The organism is Desulfocurvus thunnarius, assembly GCF_055390965.1.
This window is the reverse complement of the sequence record NZ_AP042411.1, coordinates 1282751-1298661: the sequence shown is the minus strand read 5'-3', so window position 1 is coordinate 1298661 and position 15911 is coordinate 1282751. Positions and strand designations below refer to the sequence as shown.

Here is a 15911-nt window from a genome sequence, read left to right as displayed (position 1 = left end):
CTAGCGCCCCTTGAGCGCCATGGCGCCGTTGTACCAGTTCATGAGCAGCGAGATGACGATGCTCACCGCGAGATAGACGAGCATGGTCACGGCGATGATCTCCACGGCCTGCCCGGTCTGGTTCAGGGTCGTTCCGGCGAAGACGGACATCAGGTCCGGGTAGCCGATGACCACGGCCAGGGAGGAGTTTTTGACCAGGGTCATGTGCTGGCTGGTCAGGGGCGGGATGATTACGCGCATGGCCTGGGGCACCACCACCAGCCGCATGACCCGCCAGGGCCGCAGGCCCAGGGACGCGGCGGCCTCGATCTGCCCCTTGGGCACGGCCTGGATGCCCGCGCGCACGTTCTCGGCGATGAAGCCCGCCGTGTAGAGCGTCAGGGCCAGGGCCAGGGCGATGAACTCGGGCTCCACCGTGCCTCCGCCCTGGAAATTGAAGCCCGTCAGGGCCGGGATGGACCAGCGCAGCCGGGCCCCGGCCAGCAGCCAGGCCAGGGCCGCGGGCAGCACCGCCAGCACCGCGCCCAGGCGCCACACGGGCAGGGACCGCCCGGTGCGCACCCGGCGGCGCCGGGCCCAGGCCGCGAACCCCCAGGCCAGGGCCAGCCCCGCCGCCAGGGCCACGGCCACGGCCGGTCCGCCGCGCTCCCAGTGCGGCCAGGGCAGCACGAGCCCCCGGCTGCACAGGAAGGCCACGCCGCCGAAGTCCAGAGCCTGGCGCGGCGGGGGCAGCGGGTTGAGCACCGCGATGTACCAGAACAGGATTTGCAGCAGCAGCGGCACGTTGCGGACCACTTCCACGTAGACTCCCGCCAGCCGCGCCGCCAGCCAGTTGGGCGACAGGCGCAGCAGCCCGAGCAGGAAGCCCAGCACCGTGGAGCCGACGATGCACACCGCCGAAACGGCCAGGGTGTTCAGCAGGCCGACCCAGAAGGCCCGGGCGTAGGTGCTGGCCCGGGAGTATTCGATGAGCGTCTGGCTGATCTCGAATCCGGCCACCTGATCCAGGAAGCCGAAGCCCGAGGCGATGCCCGCGCGCTCCAGGTTGCGGGCCATGTTCAGCCCGGCCCCGGCGAGCACGGCGCCGACCACGGCGAAAACCGCCACCTGCACGGCCACGGCGCGCCATTTGCGGTCGTGCAGCAGGCGCGCGAGGCCTTTGGGTTCGGATGCGGCGGGGTCGGCCAAGGGAAGCGTCCTTTGTCTTGTCCGGGCGGGTGGGCGGGGGCCCGGGCCCGCCGCGCGGCGGGCCCGGGATCAGGCGCGTCGGGGTGCTAGCGCACGGGCGGGGCGTACATCAGGCCGCCGTTGGTCCACAGGGCGTTCAGCCCGCGCTCCAGCTTGAGGGCCGTCTCGGGGCCGACGTTGCGGTCGTAAATCTCGCCGTAGTTGCCCACGAGCTTGACGATGTTGTAGGCCCATTCGTTGCCCAGGCCGAGCTGCTCGCCGAGGTTGCCCTCCTGGCCCAGCAGGCGCTTGACGGCCGGGTCCTCGGACTTGAGCATCTCGTCCACGTTGGCGGAATCGACGCCCAGTTCCTCGGCGTTGATCAGCGCGAACAGGGTCCAGCGCACGATGTCGGACCACTGGCTGTCGCCCTGGCGCACGGCCGGGCCCAGGGGCTCCTTGGAGATGATTTCGGGCAGGATGATGTGCTCGTCGGGGTTGGACATGGTCGTGCGGCGCGCGGCCAGGCCCGAGGCGTCGGTGGTGTACACGTCGGCGCGGCCCGTGTCGTAGATCACGGTGGCCTCGTCGGCGCTCTCGAAGACCACGGGCTTGAAGGTCATGCCGTTGGCCGCGAAGTAGTCGGAAACGTTTTTCTCGGTGGTGGTGCCGATCTGGATGCAGATGCTGGCGCCGTCGAGCTCCTTGGCGCTCTTCACGCCGAGCTTCTTGCTGACCATGAAGCCCTGGCCGTCGTAGAAGAGCACGCCCGCGAAGTCGATGCCCTGGGCGGCGTCGCGCTCCAGGCTCCAGGTCGTGTTGCGCGAGAGCACGTCGATTTCGCCGGTCTGCAGGGCGGTGAAGCGCTCCTTGGTGGTCACGGGCACGAACTTGACCTTGTCGGCGTCGCCGAACACGGCGGCGGCCACGGCGCGGCAGAAATCAACGTCCAGGCCGCGCCATACGCCGTCCTGGTCCGGGGCGGAGAAGCCGGGCACCTTGCCGCTGACGCCCGCGGAGATGAAGCCCTTGGTCTTCACGTCGTCCAGGGTTCCGGCCCAGGCGGCGGAGACCATGACCAGAGCCAGCAAGGCGGCCAGGGGAACGAGAATTTTCTTCACGGGAGCCTCCCTAGAGGGGGTTGGGGTGGGGCGAGCAATCCGGGCCACGCGCGGAGCGTCGGCTGCCGCCGCCGTCCGCGAAAAATAATGTATTGTCCGGGAGGGTTTTTTTCTTGGAAAATTCAACACTTGTCAAGGCGGGCCCGGTTTTTTGCTAACCGTGCGGCATGACATGGCAATGTCGGCCCGCACGGCCCGGCACGGCGGGGCCGGGCGGAGCGGCGGGAGGTGCGGGGTTTTCCCGGGACTGGGGTGCCGGGCGGACGCGGGCCGGTGCGCTAGTCGCGCCAGTTGCGGCGGATGGCCATCACGGCGTCGATGTTGGCGAAGAAGGCCTCGATGACCCGGGGGTCGAAATGCGTGCCGGTTCCCTCGCGCAGGATGCGGCGGCAGGTGTCCTCGTCGAAGGCTTCCTTGTAGGTCCGTTCGCTGCCCAGGGCGTCGTATACGTCCACCACGGTGACGATGCGCGCCTCGACGGGAATGGCCTCGCCCACCAGCCCGCAGGGGTAGCCCGTGCCGTCCCAGCGCTCATGGTGGTAGAGCGCGATGGTCCGCGCCAGGGCCAGCAGGGCGTTGGGCGCGTCGCTCGCCGGGGCCTGGGCCAGCCCGCACAGATCGTCCGGGCCCTGGGCGTCGCTGGGGGTCAGGATTTCGTAGCCGATGCGGGTGTGGGTCTTCATGATCTCCCACTCTTCGGGCGTGAGCCTGCCGGGTTTGAGCAGGATGGAGTCGGGGATGCCGATCTTGCCCACGTCGTGCATGGGCGCGGCGTTGCGCAGCAGCTCGCAGCGCCGCTCGGACAGGCCCACGGCGGCGGCCAGCACGGCGGCGGTGTTGCCCACGCGGATGACGTGGTTGCCGGTTTCGTTGTCGCGGTATTCCGCCGCCTTGCCCAGGGTATGCACCACTTCCAGCCGGGTCCGCTCCAGCTCGGCCGTGCGGATGCGGACCATCTCTTCCAGGTGCTCGCGGTGCTCGCGGTTTTCGCGCAGCAGCCGGGCGCGCTCCAGGTTCTTGGTCAGGGTGTGTTCGAGCACGGCGAAGTCCGTCACCGGCTTGGGGATGAAATCCCAGGCCCCGGCGCGCACGGCGCGCATGGCGTCCTCCACCAGCCCCACGCCCGAGAGCACCACGATGGGCAGCTCCGGGGCCGTCTCGCGGGCCCGGGCGATGAACTCGTAGCCGTCCATGACGGGCATGTTCAGGTCCACGAACACGAAGTCGGGATGGATTGCGGCCAGGGCCCGGAGGCCCTCCTGGCCGTTGGCCGCCAGGTGGGGCCGGTGATCCAGATCCTCGATGAAGTCCGCGAGGCTGCGGCGCAGGAATTCCTCGTCGTCGATGATAAGGACGTTCAGGGACATGGTGTGCGGCGGTCCTCGTTCCCGGAGCGGCCCAGGGGCCGGACCGGTGCGGGCCGGTGCGGCGGGCTGGTTTTCGCGGCGCGACGCGCCGTGAAGCCGGGGGCCTGCGCCGCCCGACTGTTCCAGATTATCCCAAATTGGGGACGGGAATCAACTGCGATGGCGGGTCAGGGCCGATCCTGCGGGGCCAGGCGCTTGGCGTAGATGATCTTGTGCTCGCCCGGGGCGTAGAAGCTCTTCATCATGGCGATGAGGGCAAAGCCCTTGTGCTCGTAGAAGGCACGGGTGGGGCGGTACTGCCCGCGCGAGGAGGTTTCGGCCACCAGGGTCGTGGCCCGGGGGCCGCGCACGCGCTGCTCGACGCGCTCGAGCAGCGCGCTGCCCACGCCCGCCCCGCGCCGCGACTGGTGCACGGCGATCCAGTAGAGGTCCACCCAGTCCGCGGCATAGGTGGCCGGGCCGTAGCAGGCGAACCCGGCCATGGGCGCGGTCTGGGCGCCGCTTTCGGCGAACACGAAAAAGTAGCCGCTGGGCTCGCCGTCGCGCAGGCGTTCCTCCACCAGGCTCCCGGCCATTTCCACTTCCTCGGGGGAAAAGAAGCCCGACGAGGCCGCCACGTCCATGACGGCCCGCTGGTCCTCGGGGCAGACGCTTTCGCGCAGGGTCAGCGGCCGCGTGGCCGCGCAGGTGCCCATGGCTCAGACCGCCTTGCGGGAGAGGGGGAAGCCGGGCCGCGACAGGCCCGCCTGGAGGATGCGCATGACGGCCTCCTCGAAACCCAGGCCCGCCCGGCGCAGGGCGGCGCGGAAGCCGCCGTCCGGCGAGAGGCAGGGGTTGGCGTTGACATCGATGACCATGGGCACGCCGTCGGCGCCCACGCGAAAATCCACCCGCGCGTAGCCGCACAGGCCGAAGGCGTGCCAGCAGGCCAGGGCCGCGCGGGCCAGGGCCTCGGCCAGGGGCACGCCGCCCTGGGCGCCGTCCTGGTCGAAATCGAAACTGCGCCGCGTGGCGCGGTAGGCCTGGCTGCCCTCTTCCCATTTGGCGGCGTAGCCCAGCACGCGCGTTCCTTCGGCCCAGTGCCCGTCGAAGACCATCTCGGCCACGGGCAGTACCTGCGGCCCGTCCGGGCCGTCCAGCAGGGCGACGTTGAACTCGCGGCCCTCCACGTAGCGCTCGGCGAAGCATTCGCCGCCCATGCGCGGGGCGCGCGCACGCAGCAGGGCGCACAGCTCGCCCGCGCAGTCCACCTGCGGCGCGGCGTCGTCGCCCAGGCCGATGGAGGCGTGCTCCCACACGGACTTGACGATGTAGCGGCCCGCTGCCTCGGCCCGGGGCGCGCCCAGCCCCGGCAGGGCGTGCCAGTCGGGGGTGGGGATGCCCGCCGCGCGCAGCACGGCCTTGGCGAAGAGCTTGTTGGACGACAGGGCCATGGCCGAGGAGCCCGCCCCGGTGAAGGTCAGGCCCATGTCCTCCAACAATGCCGGGGCGTAGTGGATGCAGCGCCCGCCGCCCTCGCCGCCCTCCACGAGGTTGAAGACCACGTCGGGCGCGGCCCCGCGCAGGGCCGAGGCCGTCTCGGGCAGGTTCAGGGTGAAGGGCACCGAGGCCGTGTCCAGCCCCAGGGTGCGCAGGGCTTTGCGCACCACGGCGGCCTGGACCAGGGTGTCGCGGTCGTCGGCGCTGGCGCCCGGGCCGGGGCGGTTCTGCAAGAGGACGGCCCGTTTCATGGCCGCGCGCCTCCCTGGGGCAGCCGTTCGTAGGCCGAATCCACGATGGCCGCGATGAGTGCCCCGTAGTCGTTGCCGGCCAGCCCCCACATGATGGGCAGGTCGGAGTGCTCGGGGTTGAGCCCCGGCAGCGGGTTGACCTCGATGAACGCGGGCCGGCCCGCGGCGTCCAGGCGCACGTCCACCCGGCCGCCGTCGCGGCAGCCCAGGGCCCGCCAGGAGGCCAGGGCCAGGTCCGCCGCCGCGCGCGCCGGGGCGTCGTCGGCCAGGGCGTAGCGGATGCGGCTTTCGTACTCGGCCTTGTTGTCGAAGGTGTAGGCGCCGGTGTCGCCGCCGCCGACCACGAAGACCTCCATCACGCCCACGGCGCGCGCTCTCTCCCCGCTGCCCAGCAGACCCACGGTGAACTCGCGCCCGGGCAGGTACTCCTCCACCAGTACGGGCTGGTGGAAGGTCTTGAGCAACTCGGCGCACACGGGCACCAGCCCCGAGGGTTCGAGCACCAGGGAGTTGCCGGTGACGCCCTTGCTGGTGCCCTCGGCCACGGGCTTGGCGAACAGCGGGTAGGGCAGGCGCACCCCGTCCACGTCCTCCAGGCGCTCGACGACGGCGAAGTCCGGCGTGCGCAGGCCGCAGTCGCGCACCACGCGCTTGGTCATGCCCTTGTGCAGGGCCAGGGCCAGCACCAGCGGGTCCGAGAAGGTGCAGGGGATGCCCCAGGCCTCCAGCAGCGCGGGCACGGCGGCCTCGCGCCCGAAGCCGTGCATGCCTTCGGCGATGTTGAACACCAGGTCCCAACGCCGCCCGGCGGCCAGGGCCTCGGCCAGGGGCGCCAGCCCGCCGACGCGCTCCGTTTCGTGGCCCATGGCCCGGATGGCGGCGTCGATGCCGTCCACGGTGACGGGGCTGTCCAGCTCCGCCGTCTCGGCCAGGGAGTAGCCCCGGGCGAGGTAGTCCGCGCGCAGGTCGTAGGTCAGGCCGATCTTCATGACAGCTTGCCGCTCCGGGCCAGGATGGCCGCCGACGACGGGTCGTGCAGGCGGTATTCGCGGCCCTCCCAGTTGCGGAACACGATGTCCTGGCCGTCGGCGCCCGCCACGTAGTCGGGGCACAGCGGGGTCTTGCCGCCGCCGCCGGGCAGGTCGACCACGAAGTGCGGCAGGGCGTAGCCCGAGGTGAAGCCGCGCAGGGCGCGGATGATCTCCAGGCCCTTGGTCACCGGGGTGCGGAAATGGGTGGTGCCAGCCGCCTGATCGCACAGGTAGAGGTAATACGGGCGCACGCGGGCCTTGAGCAGGCCCCGGAACAGGTCGCCCAGGGTCCGGGCGTCGTCGTTCACGCCGGTGAGCAGCACGGTCTGGCTGCCCAGGGGGATGCCCGCGTCGGCCAGCCGCCCGAAGGCCTGCACGGCCTCGGGGGTCAGCTCCGCCGGGTGCGTGCAGTGCACGCTCATCAGCAGCGGATGGTAGCGGCGCAGCATGCGCGTGAGCCGCGGGGTGATGCGCTGGGGCAGGACCATGGGCGCCTTGGTGCCGATGCGCACGATCTCGACGTGCGGGATGGCCGCGACGCGCGACAGGATGTACTCCAGGGCCGCGTCGGAGAGCATCAGCGGGTCGCCGCCGGAGACGAGCACGTCGCGCACCTCGGGGTGGGCGGCGATGTAGGCCACGGCCTGATCCCAGACGCGGGTCATGCGGCTTTTGGCCTCGGGCCTGCCCACGCGGCGCGAGCGCGTGCAATAGCGGCAGTAGGCGGCGCAGAAATCGGTGACCAGGAACAGCACCCGGTCGGGGTAGCGGTGCACGATGCCGGGCACGGGGCTGTCGTGCTCCTCGCCCAGGGGGTCGGCCAGTTCGTGGCAGGCGGTGGGGAACTCGCCCGCCGAGGGCAGCATGGTCCGGCCCAGGGCGTAGCCGCCCGCCAGGCGCTCGGCATACAGCAGCGAGGCGTAGTAGGGCGTTACGGCCACGGGCAGGCGCAACCCGGCGGCCCCGGCAAAGGCCGCGGCCTCGTCGGCGGTCAGGCCGAGGGTGGCGGCGAAGCGCTCGGAGCTGGTCAGGCGGTTCTTGAGCTGCCAGTGCCAGTCGTTCCACTGGCGGGCATCGACATCGGGATGGAAGCGCTCGCGGTACTGGCGCGCCGCGCGGCCCTCCACGAAGAGGGCCTGCTCGCGGCGCAGGGGGCCCGCGTCACGGGTGCGGTGTACGGAGGGAGGCCGGTCTTCGGCCTGGTCCAGGGGAGGTTTGTCCGCCTGCGCAACATCGGTCATGAATTCCATTCTTCTGTCCCCCATTTCCGCGCCCCGTGCGGTGGCCCGGATGGTCTGTTGTTGCCCCGCTACTGTTCGCCCGAGTCCATCTCGGGGCGGGGCGTGTCGTCGGTGGTTCCACCCTGTTCTTCGGTGACGCTGTCCACGAAGAGCACGGGCATGGCGTACAGGGAATCGCTCAGGGTGCCGGTGATGCGCACCAGGGAGCCTTCGTGCTCGGCGAGGTCTTCGCCTTCGAGCAGGTAGACCCCGCCTTCCTCAGCCTCGAAATACAGCGTGCCGTCGCTGGAAAACACCAGCCCGCGCCCGGAATAGGGCTCCACGGCGTCGGCCCGGGCCTCGGCGGCCGCCAGGGCCGCCGCCAGCAGCCAGGCGCACAGCGCCAGGGAATACCGTGTGGTCCGCATCACCCGCATGGAAACCGCTCCGCCCATGGCCTAGATCTGAAAACCCGATTCGTAGCCGCAGTCGGCCTCGTTGCCGAGCACGGCGTAGCCGTCCACCACCAGCGCCCGGCGCCCCCGGTCATCGCTGGCTTCGGTCCCCGTGACACTCAGCCTGTGGTGGCACAGGCCGAACAATTCGCGCTGCTTGTCTCCGGCGAGCACGAACTCCGATTCGTCGGCCGCGCAGAGCACGACCTCGGACAGCCGTCCGCCCCGGTCCCAGTCGTTGGGCACGACGATGCCGGTGACGGTGATGGTCTTGGATTTCGCTTGCTTGCTCATGTCCGCCGCTCCTCGGCATCCGGCCGCACCCCTGTGTGCCGCTACGCCAAGACGCCACAAAGCAAAGGGTGGGCCAAGTTATATTATACTGAAATTATTAAATAAAACTTCAACTGCCCTTTCGGGTGCGGATACGGCGCGACCTGTTTCCCCCGGCGCCGCGCGGTGTGTGCCCTGCGGGGCAGGCTGGCCCCGTCCGGGCCGCTCCGGGCGGCCCGCAGGGGGCGCGGCGTCGGGCACAATGAGGTCTATCCTTTGTGAAACCAGCGTGATATGGAAACAGGAATTGCGAGTTCCTCTTCCGGGTTTCGGGAACATCCGGTTCCGCATTGGGCCCCGGCACGGCGGACGCTTGCAAGCCGACCCGGCTCCCGGTAGTGAAGCGCCCAGGGCATCGACCCCGCAGGAGCATGACCATGAAGCGCATTCTCGCCGCCACCAGGGATGAGCGCACCCCGCGCATCGTCGCCGACGCCTTCGCCGCCGAGGCCTCGGTGGACGTGTGCGCCGACCCGGGCGAACTGCCCACGGCCCTTGTCCGCCGCCATTACGACATGGCCTTCGTGGACATCGGCTTCCTCGACGGCGGCCAGCGCCAGGACGGCGCCAGCTACAAGCGGGCCCTGCAACCCCTGTGGGGCAACAATCCGCAGATGATCGTCGTGGCCCTCTCCGCGCCCGACCGCATCCGCGACGCGGTGAAAACCGTCAAGGCCGGGGCCGACAACTACCTGACCTATCCCCTGGACCCCGTGGAAACCCAGTACGTGGTGGACTCCATCCACGAGGCCATCCGCCTGCAGACCGAGGTGGACTATTTCCGCGCCGCCGCGGCCATGGGCGACAACACCCAGGTCGTCGGCACGCGCAACCCGGCCATGAGCAAGGTCTTCGAGAAGGCCCGCCTCGTGGCGCCGACCATCTCCACCGTGCTCATCACCGGCGAGACCGGCACCGGCAAGGGCGTGGTCGCCCGGCTGATCCACGCCCTGTCCAACCGCAAGGACGGGCCCTTCGTCAGCGTCCACTGCGGGGCCATCCCCGACACGCTCATCGAAAGCGAACTCTTCGGCCACGAAAAGGGCGCCTTCACCGGCGCGGTCAAGCGCAAGCTCGGGCGTTTCGAGATCGCCGCCGGGGGCAGCATCTTCCTCGACGAGGTCGGCACCATCACCCCCTCCGCCCAGATCAAGCTGCTCCAGGTGCTCCAGGACAAGGTCTTCCAGCGCGTGGGCGGCGACGCCGCCATCGGCATGGACGCGCGCATCGTGGCCGCCACGAACATCGACCTGGCCCAGCGCTGCGACAGGGGCGACTTCCGCTCGGACCTCTATTACCGCCTGAACGTCTTCCCCATCGAGATTCCCGCCCTGCGCGACCGCCGCGAGGACATTCCCCTGCTGGTGGACTACTTCATGGAGCGCCTGCGCCGCCAGCTCAACAAGGACATCACCGGGGTCCACCCCTCGGTTCTTTCGGCCTTCGAGGGCTACCCCTGGCCCGGCAACGTCCGCGAGCTCGAGAACCTGGTCGAGCGCGCCTTCATCCTGGAAACCTCGCGCATCCTGACCCCCGAGAGCTTCCCGGCGGAACTCTTCGAGCACGAGGCCCCGGCCGCCACCCTGCCGCTGGACCTGTCCCTGACCCTGGCCGAATTCCGCGAACGGGCCAAGGAGAGCGCCGAGCGCCACTACATCAAGGAACTGCTGGCCAGCCACAAGGGCCGCATCAACCGCTCCGCCAAGGACGCCGGCGTCAGCACCCGCCAACTGCACAAGCTCATGACCCGCCACGGCATCCGCAAGGAGGAGTTCAAATAGCCCGGCGCTTCGCCCGCGCCCGGTCTCGTCGCCCGCCCGCCCGGGGGGCCGGGGGGCGCACCGCCGGTTCCGGTCGCGCCCGGGGCATAGGAACCCCGGGTTCCACTTCCCGGCTGCCTTTTTTGTTATAATTCATGTATCCCGGCAGGATGCTTGTTGGCCCGGGAGTTGCTATCTTGCAAGGTTGCCCCGCCGGGCAATGCCGCAACTCCGAACCGCTTGCCACGAGGGAAGCATGAAGAAGAGCACCGGGATGATCACCGTGGAAGGCTACGTCGACCCCTGCCAGTGGGACGAGGACGAGGAAGTGACCGCCGTGCAGATCGCCACCGACGACATGCGCGGATACCTGGTCGAGGATTCCGGCAAGGGCGCGCAACTGCTGGACTACGTGGACGAGTACGTGCAGGTCACCGGGACCCTGGGCAAGAAGCAGGGCCGCCATGTGCTCAAGGTGCAGCGCTTCGAGGTGCTCGATGCCCCGGAGATCGCCGACGACTACGAGGACGACGAGGACGATGAGGACTACCGCTGATGACCGCTGAAGACCGCGCCCGCAAGCCCCGGGAACCCCGGGAGACGCCCTCCGGGCTCGATTACGTCCAGGTGGAGCGCACCCTGCGGACCATGCTCGAGGAAATCGACGCCAAGGGCCGGGCCACCGTGGCCGAGGAAACCGCCGCCGACGACCGCTTCGCCGACGTGGTGGACCTGGCCCAGGCCGAAAGCAACCGCTCCATGGCCCTGCGCCTGCGCGACCGCGAGTTCCGCATGGTGCGCAAGATCCATCAGGCCCTGCGCCGCCTGGAGGAAGGCACCTACGGCATCTGCGAGGACTGCGGCGAACCCATCGCCCCCGCCCGCCTGCTGGCCCGCCCCGTGACCACCCTGTGCGCCGACTGCAAGGCCGAGCGCGAAGCCGAGGAAGCCCTGCGCGGCTAGCCGGGGGCAGGCGGAGCGGCCCGGCGGCCAAGGCCGCCGGGAGAGGGAAAAACCCCTTTTTCTTGAGGAGAAAAAGGGGTTTTTCCCTCTCCCGGCCCCCCTCTCTTTTCCCTAAAAAGACCTTTTTCCTCGGGGAGCGGGGCTGGCTGGAGGCAGGAACGGGGGCGGGCTTCCCGGGCGGTCCGTCCGGAGCGCGGCATATCCTTCGGGATGGCGCGCCGTTTATGACAATACGCCGGGATAATCTTCTTTTTTCGGACAAAACTCCCGATGCGGGCCGGGCGGCTTCCTGCCGTCCGGCCCGCATCGGCGTGTGGGGTCCAGGGGCCGTCGGCCCCCGGCGGGGGGGTGCCCGGCCGGGGCTCGGGGCGACGCCCCGGGGGCTAGCGGCCCTGGGCGCGCACGAAGCGTACGAAACTGCGGGTTTCGGGTTCGCGCAGGTCCACGAAGTGGGTGGAGCAGGAGATGCAGGGGTCGTAGGCGCGCACGAGCATACTGGTCAGCAGTTCGATTTCGGCTTCGGACTTGTCCTTGATGGTCGGTACGAGAGCGTCGAGGTCTTTTTGGATGTTGGCGTGGTTCTGGTTGGTGGGGATGACGCAATCGGCGTTCACGATGCGGCCCTTGGTGTCGTACTCGTAGAAGTGGAACAGGATGCCCCGGGGGACCTCCATGGCGCCGACGCCCTGGCCCGCGCGGGGGGCGATGTCGGGGGCGGGCTCGGGGCGCAGGCCCTTGGCCAGCAGCTCGTCGATGAGCCGGATGGAGTCTTCGAGGCTGTGGGCGCATTCCACGAGCTGGGCGAGGCTGTTCATGTAGGGGTTGGCGCAGGGGGCCTTGAGGCCCAGGGTTCCGGCCACGGAGCGCGCCAGGGGCGAGAGGCGGCGGTGGTTGCGGTTGAAGCGCGCCAGGGCGCCGACCATGAGCGAGTCGGCCTTGTTGCGCGTCCATTTGGCCGTGGATTGCGGCACGCAGTACTCGTTGGTCAGGTCGCGGTAGTAGAGGGCGGGGATGGGCTGCTCTTCCAGGCTGGTGCCGACCTCGCCCCAGTACATGGCGTATTCCGTGGGCGAGTGCAGGGCGACGTATTCGGTGCCGCGCTGGAAGTCGGGCAGGGCGGCGCGCAGGGAGGCCACCAGGGCCACGGCGTCGAGCAGGCGCGGCACGGCGCCTTCGAGCTCCTTCTTGAGGGCGGCCAGTTCCGCCGTGGTCGGCAGGCGGGTGAACCCGCCGGGCACCAGCCGCTGGGGGTGGGTCGTGCGCCCGCAGACCACGCGCGAGAATTCGTTGGCCGTGCGGTGCAGGGCGATGCAGTTGAGCAGCTCCTGGCGGTGGGTGGCGGCCAGGGGCACCACGGAGCCCACGCCCGCCAGATCGGGCAGCACGAGGTAGGCCACGTGCAGGATGTGGCTTTGCAGGTTCTCGGCGTGCAGGGCCAGCTTGCGCAGGCGCACGGTCTGCTCGGAAACCTGGACGCCCAGGGCGTCCTCCGTGGCCTGGATGGAGGTGAGCTGGTGGCCGATGGAGCATATGCCGCAGATGCGCGAGACGATCTGGTGCACCTGACGGAAGTCCTTGCCCAGGATCATGGCCTCGAAGAAGCGCGGGGCTTCGGGCACCTCCCAGCGGCAGGCGGCGACCTCGCCCTGGGCGTCTATTTCGACCACGATGTTGCCGTGGCCTTCCACGCGGCTGACGTGCTTGACCTCCACCCGGCGGATTCTTTCGGGAGCCTGGGCGGCCCGAGCCTCGGGGGCGACCTCGGGGGCGACCTCGGGGGCGGCGGCGGGCTCGGCTTTGGCGGTGGTCTTCTTGGCGCTCATGGCGGTGCTCCGGGAAATTAGAGGGCGGCGGTGGTGTGGCCGAGGTACATGCGCAGCAGGTCCTGGACCTGGATGCGCGGAAAGCCCGCGCGGTCCTGCATGACGTAGCGGGCGGCGTCGAGATTGGCGCCGGGGGCCAGGCCCCGGCAGCCCCAGCACTGGGCGCCCTCGGTGACGCAGCAGGCCCCGCAGCCGCCCCGGGTGATGATGCCCAGGCACAGCCCGCCGCGCTCGTAGCGGCAGACGTTGCCCGCCATCTTGCATTCCACGCACACGGGGTAGTCGGGCAGCACGGGGGCCATGCCCAGCAGAAGCTGCTTGGTCACGCGCAGGAACTCGTCGCCGCTGATGGGGCAGCCGGGCACGGCGGCGTCCACGGGCACCACGGCGGACACGGGCCGGGCCGGAGCCGTGGCGTAGCTGCGGGCCTTGTGGCCGTAGACGTGCTCGCGGTAGACGGCTTCGTCCATGAAGTTCTTCATGCAGTTCACGCCGCCGATATGGGCGCAGGCGCCCAGGGCCACGAGAATTTTGGCCCTGGAGCGGATGTCGCGCACGCGGGCCTCGTCCTCGGGGCGGGTGATGGAACCCTCGACGAAGGCGATGGCGTAGTCGTCGGCGTGGCCGGTCATGACCTCGCGGAAGCTGACCAGCTCGACGTGCTCCAGCAGGTCCAGGAGCTTTTCCTCCAGGTTGGCCACCTGGAGTTGGTCGCCCTCGCAGCCCGCGAAGTCGAAGAAGGCGATTTTGGGCTTGTCGGCCATGGTTCCTCCGGGGCGCGCGCGGCGCCTAGAGCGCCTCCTTGAGGGGCTCGATGTCGGTGTAGCGGAAGACGGGGCCGCTGACGCAGGCGCTGACGCCGTTGATCTGGCAGTGGCCGCATTTGCCCAGGCCGCATTTCATCTTGCGCTCAAGGGACACGTAAATGCGCTCTGGCGGAATGCACTGGTCGCCCACACAGGCGCCGATGACGAAGCGGTACATCACCGGCGGGCCGACCATGGCCACGTAGGTGTTTTCCACGTCCAGGCGCACCTTGGGCAAAAGGGTGGTGATGACGCCCACGTTGCCCTGCCAGCACGAGTCGCCCACGCAGTCCACGGTCTCTATGACTTCCACGTCGCTGCGCCGGGAGAGGGTTTCGATCTCGTCCACGAAGATGCGCTCGGAGGGCGAGCGGGTGCCGATGAGCAGCAGGATGCGCCCGAACTCTTCGCGGTGGCGGAGCTGGTAGCGCAGCAGGCTGCGCAGGGGGATGTAGCCCAGGCCGCCGGCCACGAAGAGCGTGTCCTTGCCGACGAATTCCTGGACCGGGAAGTAGGAGCCGAAAGGCCCGCGGATGCCGACCTTGGCGCCCACGCTTAGTTCGTGCAGGGCGCCGGTCACCGTGCCGATGTTGCGCACGGCGATCTCGAAGCTGTTGGTGCCCGCCTTGGGCCGCGAGCTGATGGAGAAGGGCGCCTCGCCCACGCCGTAGACCGAGACCTGGATGAACTGCCCGGGCTTGTGGGCCAGGGGGCGGCCGTTGTCCTGCTCGAACTCGAACAGGGTCACGAAGTCGGACAGGCGCACCTTGCGCACCAGGGTGGCCGGGCGCGGCGCGTAGGGGGTGAAGTCCTTGCCCGGGGTCATGCGTATTCCTCCCACAGCCTGTTGAATACGGTCAGCGGGTTGGCGATGCGCGCGGTGCAGGCCTTGATGCACCGCCCGCAGCCCACGCAGCCGGGTTCGCCGATCATGTCGAAAATGTATTTGCCCTTGCGGAAGTAGCGGTGGCGGTAGCGCTCCAGGTGCTTGCCCCGGAAGTTGTGGCCCCCGGCGACCTGGGCGAAGGAGGGCAGCATGCAGGCGTCCCACTGGCGCCAGCGGCGGCCCTTGCCCATGGTCTCGTCCAGTTCCTCGCGCATGTCGAAGCAGTAGCATGTCGGGCAGACGAGGTTGCACGAGCCGCAGGCCAGGCACATGGACGACTTCTCGCGCCAGATGCTGTTGTCCCAGGCCTTGCCCATGATGCGCGCCAGCTCCTGCCAGGGGAACTTCAGCCCGTGGCCGTCGGCGCGGCGGCGGATGGCCTCGCGGGTGCGCCGGGCGGCCTCGTGGTGCCCGGCGCTGGCGCGCTCGACCTCGCCCCCGGCCAGGAGCAGCTCTTCGCCGCGCGCGGTGCCGACCTCGACGAAGAACGTCGCCGGGCCGATCTTGGTCCAGTAGAGGTCGAAGCCGATGTCCGCCCGGCCCGCGCCCATGGTGGACCAGAAGGCGTCGGGCGCCACGCGCAGGGGCTCCATGGCGAAGATGACGGTGTTTTCGCGGCGGCGGCGGTAGTTCTTGTCCGGGCTGCCCAGTTCCATGAGCTGGTCGAGCTGGGCGATGGCCCGCAGGTCGTAGGGGTGCACGCCGAAAAGCAGTTGCTGGGGCGCCTCGAACACGCCCTTGGCCGTGTAGTCGCGGGTGTCGAAGACCACCAGATCCTCGCGCGGGGGCAGCAGGTAGCGCTTGAGGGGGTTGACGGTCAGGTCGTAGTCCCAGGCGATTTCGCCGCCCGGATCCCAGGGGGCGAAATCGTAGAATCCGGGCGCGGCCTGGGTGGGCACGTGGACCTTGTAGAGCTTGGCCCACAGCCGGAACAACCCGGGGAGCTGGTCCTGGTGGACGGTATAGGCGGACATGGGTTCCCTCCGTGGCACGGCGGCCCGCGCGGGCGGCGCGGCGCGCCCGGGCGCTGTGGGGTCCGGGGCTGGTTGCGGCCGGGCGCGCCGCTCCGCTGCGGCGAACCCGGCCCACCCGTCTATAATATATGATGTCTTTTTGCAAATATATTAGCGCCGGGCTCGGCTTTGGCCCGCGGGCCCTGCGGTGCGGGTGGATTGCGGCGCCGGGGCCGGGCGGCAGGGGAGAGGCGGGAGCCGCCACCCGGGTGGCCGGGCGCCGGACCGGGGCGCGA

The 15911-nt window shown here is 69.9% G+C and carries 16 protein-coding genes; 3 read left to right on the top strand and 13 right to left on the bottom strand.

Translation table 11 applies throughout. From position 1 onward, the window contains the following. The 9 genes from ACZ5KV_RS05605 to ACZ5KV_RS05565 form a co-directional block, all read right to left on the bottom strand. Positions 1-1188 carry an amino acid ABC transporter permease gene (locus ACZ5KV_RS05605; protein WP_464241363.1) on the bottom strand — a complete coding sequence of 396 codons (1188 nt, stop codon included), beginning with the start codon at positions 1186-1188 and terminating at the stop codon, positions 1-3. 86 nt (positions 1189-1274) lie between these two features. Next, complete coding sequence (locus ACZ5KV_RS05600; protein ID WP_464241362.1) at positions 1275-2288, bottom strand: amino acid ABC transporter substrate-binding protein; 1014 nt, start codon at positions 2286-2288, stop codon at positions 1275-1277. A 278-nt stretch (positions 2289-2566) separates the two neighbouring features. Next, entirely contained in the window at positions 2567-3655 is a 1089-nt protein-coding gene (locus tag ACZ5KV_RS05595) for an HD domain-containing phosphohydrolase (RefSeq protein ID WP_464241361.1), read from the bottom strand. Between the two features lie 167 nt (positions 3656-3822). Next, positions 3823-4350: a GNAT family N-acetyltransferase gene (locus ACZ5KV_RS05590; RefSeq protein ID WP_464241360.1), complete on the bottom strand. Its 528-nt coding sequence runs from the start codon at positions 4348-4350 to the stop codon at positions 3823-3825. A gap of 3 nt (positions 4351-4353) precedes the next feature. Continuing rightward, positions 4354-5385 (bottom strand): D-alanine--D-alanine ligase family protein, encoded by a 1032-nt coding sequence (locus ACZ5KV_RS05585; protein ID WP_464241359.1) that lies wholly within the window; start codon positions 5383-5385, stop codon positions 4354-4356. Then, positions 5382-6374 (bottom strand): D-alanine--D-alanine ligase family protein, encoded by a 993-nt coding sequence (locus ACZ5KV_RS05580; RefSeq protein WP_464241358.1) that lies wholly within the window; start codon positions 6372-6374, stop codon positions 5382-5384. Before ACZ5KV_RS05580 ends, ACZ5KV_RS05585 begins: the two co-directional genes overlap by 4 nt. Next, entirely contained in the window at positions 6371-7657 is a 1287-nt protein-coding gene (locus ACZ5KV_RS05575) for a KamA family radical SAM protein (protein WP_464241357.1), read from the bottom strand. The genes ACZ5KV_RS05580 and ACZ5KV_RS05575 overlap by 4 nt, the downstream gene beginning before the upstream one ends. 68 nt (positions 7658-7725) lie before the next feature. Next, complete coding sequence (locus ACZ5KV_RS05570; RefSeq protein ID WP_464241356.1) at positions 7726-8073, bottom strand: hypothetical protein; 348 nt, start codon at positions 8071-8073, stop codon at positions 7726-7728. Between the two features lie 21 nt (positions 8074-8094). After that, entirely contained in the window at positions 8095-8385 is a 291-nt protein-coding gene (locus ACZ5KV_RS05565) for a hypothetical protein (RefSeq protein WP_464241355.1), read from the bottom strand. Positions 8386-8801: 416 nt separating this feature from the next. Between ACZ5KV_RS05565 and ACZ5KV_RS05560 the strand changes: the two genes are divergently transcribed. From ACZ5KV_RS05560 to ACZ5KV_RS05550, 3 genes are all read left to right on the top strand, one after another. After that, positions 8802-10205, top strand: a complete 1404-nt coding sequence (locus ACZ5KV_RS05560; protein ID WP_464241354.1) for a sigma 54-interacting transcriptional regulator — start codon at positions 8802-8804, stop codon at positions 10203-10205. 235 nt (positions 10206-10440) lie between these two features. Beyond that, positions 10441-10740, top strand: a complete 300-nt coding sequence (locus tag ACZ5KV_RS05555) for a hypothetical protein (RefSeq protein ID WP_464241353.1) — start codon at positions 10441-10443, stop codon at positions 10738-10740. Beyond that, positions 10740-11147, top strand: coding sequence for a TraR/DksA family transcriptional regulator (locus tag ACZ5KV_RS05550; RefSeq protein ID WP_464241352.1), 408 nt, complete (start codon positions 10740-10742; stop codon positions 11145-11147). The genes ACZ5KV_RS05555 and ACZ5KV_RS05550 overlap by 1 nt, the downstream gene beginning before the upstream one ends. A gap of 383 nt (positions 11148-11530) precedes the next feature. Here the strand turns inward: ACZ5KV_RS05550 and ACZ5KV_RS05545 are convergent, their stop codons facing one another. Genes ACZ5KV_RS05545 through ACZ5KV_RS05530 form a run of 4 tightly spaced genes read right to left on the bottom strand, consistent with a single transcriptional unit; the run spans position 11531 to position 15636 of the window. Next, on the bottom strand, positions 11531-12970 hold the full coding sequence (locus ACZ5KV_RS05545) for a Ni/Fe hydrogenase subunit alpha (RefSeq protein WP_464241351.1): 1440 nt from the start codon (positions 12968-12970) through the stop codon (positions 11531-11533). 17 nt (positions 12971-12987) lie between these two features. Continuing rightward, positions 12988-13734 (bottom strand): NADH-quinone oxidoreductase subunit B family protein, encoded by a 747-nt coding sequence (locus ACZ5KV_RS05540; protein ID WP_464241350.1) that lies wholly within the window; start codon positions 13732-13734, stop codon positions 12988-12990. Positions 13735-13759: 25 nt separating this feature from the next. After that, positions 13760-14602: an FAD/NAD(P)-binding protein gene (locus ACZ5KV_RS05535; protein WP_464241349.1), complete on the bottom strand. Its 843-nt coding sequence runs from the start codon at positions 14600-14602 to the stop codon at positions 13760-13762. Next, on the bottom strand, positions 14599-15636 hold the full coding sequence (locus ACZ5KV_RS05530; protein ID WP_464241348.1) for a 4Fe-4S dicluster domain-containing protein: 1038 nt from the start codon (positions 15634-15636) through the stop codon (positions 14599-14601). Before ACZ5KV_RS05530 ends, ACZ5KV_RS05535 begins: the two co-directional genes overlap by 4 nt. Positions 15637-15911: the final 275 nt, after the last annotated feature.

What these genes read in the sequence shown, in the direction of transcription:
- ACZ5KV_RS05595 (WP_464241361.1), bottom strand. Translation starts at nt 3,655, where the DNA reads ATGTCCCTGAACGTCCTTATCATCGACGACGAGGAATTCCTGCGCCGC.
- ACZ5KV_RS05590 (WP_464241360.1), bottom strand. Translation starts at nt 4,350, where the DNA reads ATGGGCACCTGCGCGGCCACGCGGCCGCTGACCCTGCGCGAAAGCGTC.
- ACZ5KV_RS05585 (WP_464241359.1), bottom strand. Translation starts at nt 5,385, where the DNA reads ATGAAACGGGCCGTCCTCTTGCAGAACCGCCCCGGCCCGGGCGCCAGC.
- ACZ5KV_RS05580 (WP_464241358.1), bottom strand. Translation starts at nt 6,374, where the DNA reads ATGAAGATCGGCCTGACCTACGACCTGCGCGCGGACTACCTCGCCCGG.
- ACZ5KV_RS05575 (WP_464241357.1), bottom strand. Translation starts at nt 7,657, where the DNA reads ATGACCGATGTTGCGCAGGCGGACAAACCTCCCCTGGACCAGGCCGAA.
- ACZ5KV_RS05570 (WP_464241356.1), bottom strand. Translation starts at nt 8,073, where the DNA reads ATGCGGGTGATGCGGACCACACGGTATTCCCTGGCGCTGTGCGCCTGG.
- ACZ5KV_RS05565 (WP_464241355.1), bottom strand. Translation starts at nt 8,385, where the DNA reads ATGAGCAAGCAAGCGAAATCCAAGACCATCACCGTCACCGGCATCGTC.
- ACZ5KV_RS05560 (WP_464241354.1), top strand. Translation starts at nt 8,802, where the DNA reads ATGAAGCGCATTCTCGCCGCCACCAGGGATGAGCGCACCCCGCGCATC.
- ACZ5KV_RS05555 (WP_464241353.1), top strand. Translation starts at nt 10,441, where the DNA reads ATGAAGAAGAGCACCGGGATGATCACCGTGGAAGGCTACGTCGACCCC.
- ACZ5KV_RS05550 (WP_464241352.1), top strand. Translation starts at nt 10,740, where the DNA reads ATGACCGCTGAAGACCGCGCCCGCAAGCCCCGGGAACCCCGGGAGACG.
- ACZ5KV_RS05545 (WP_464241351.1), bottom strand. Translation starts at nt 12,970, where the DNA reads ATGAGCGCCAAGAAGACCACCGCCAAAGCCGAGCCCGCCGCCGCCCCC.
- ACZ5KV_RS05540 (WP_464241350.1), bottom strand. Translation starts at nt 13,734, where the DNA reads ATGGCCGACAAGCCCAAAATCGCCTTCTTCGACTTCGCGGGCTGCGAG.
- ACZ5KV_RS05535 (WP_464241349.1), bottom strand. Translation starts at nt 14,602, where the DNA reads ATGACCCCGGGCAAGGACTTCACCCCCTACGCGCCGCGCCCGGCCACC.
- ACZ5KV_RS05530 (WP_464241348.1), bottom strand. Translation starts at nt 15,636, where the DNA reads ATGTCCGCCTATACCGTCCACCAGGACCAGCTCCCCGGGTTGTTCCGG.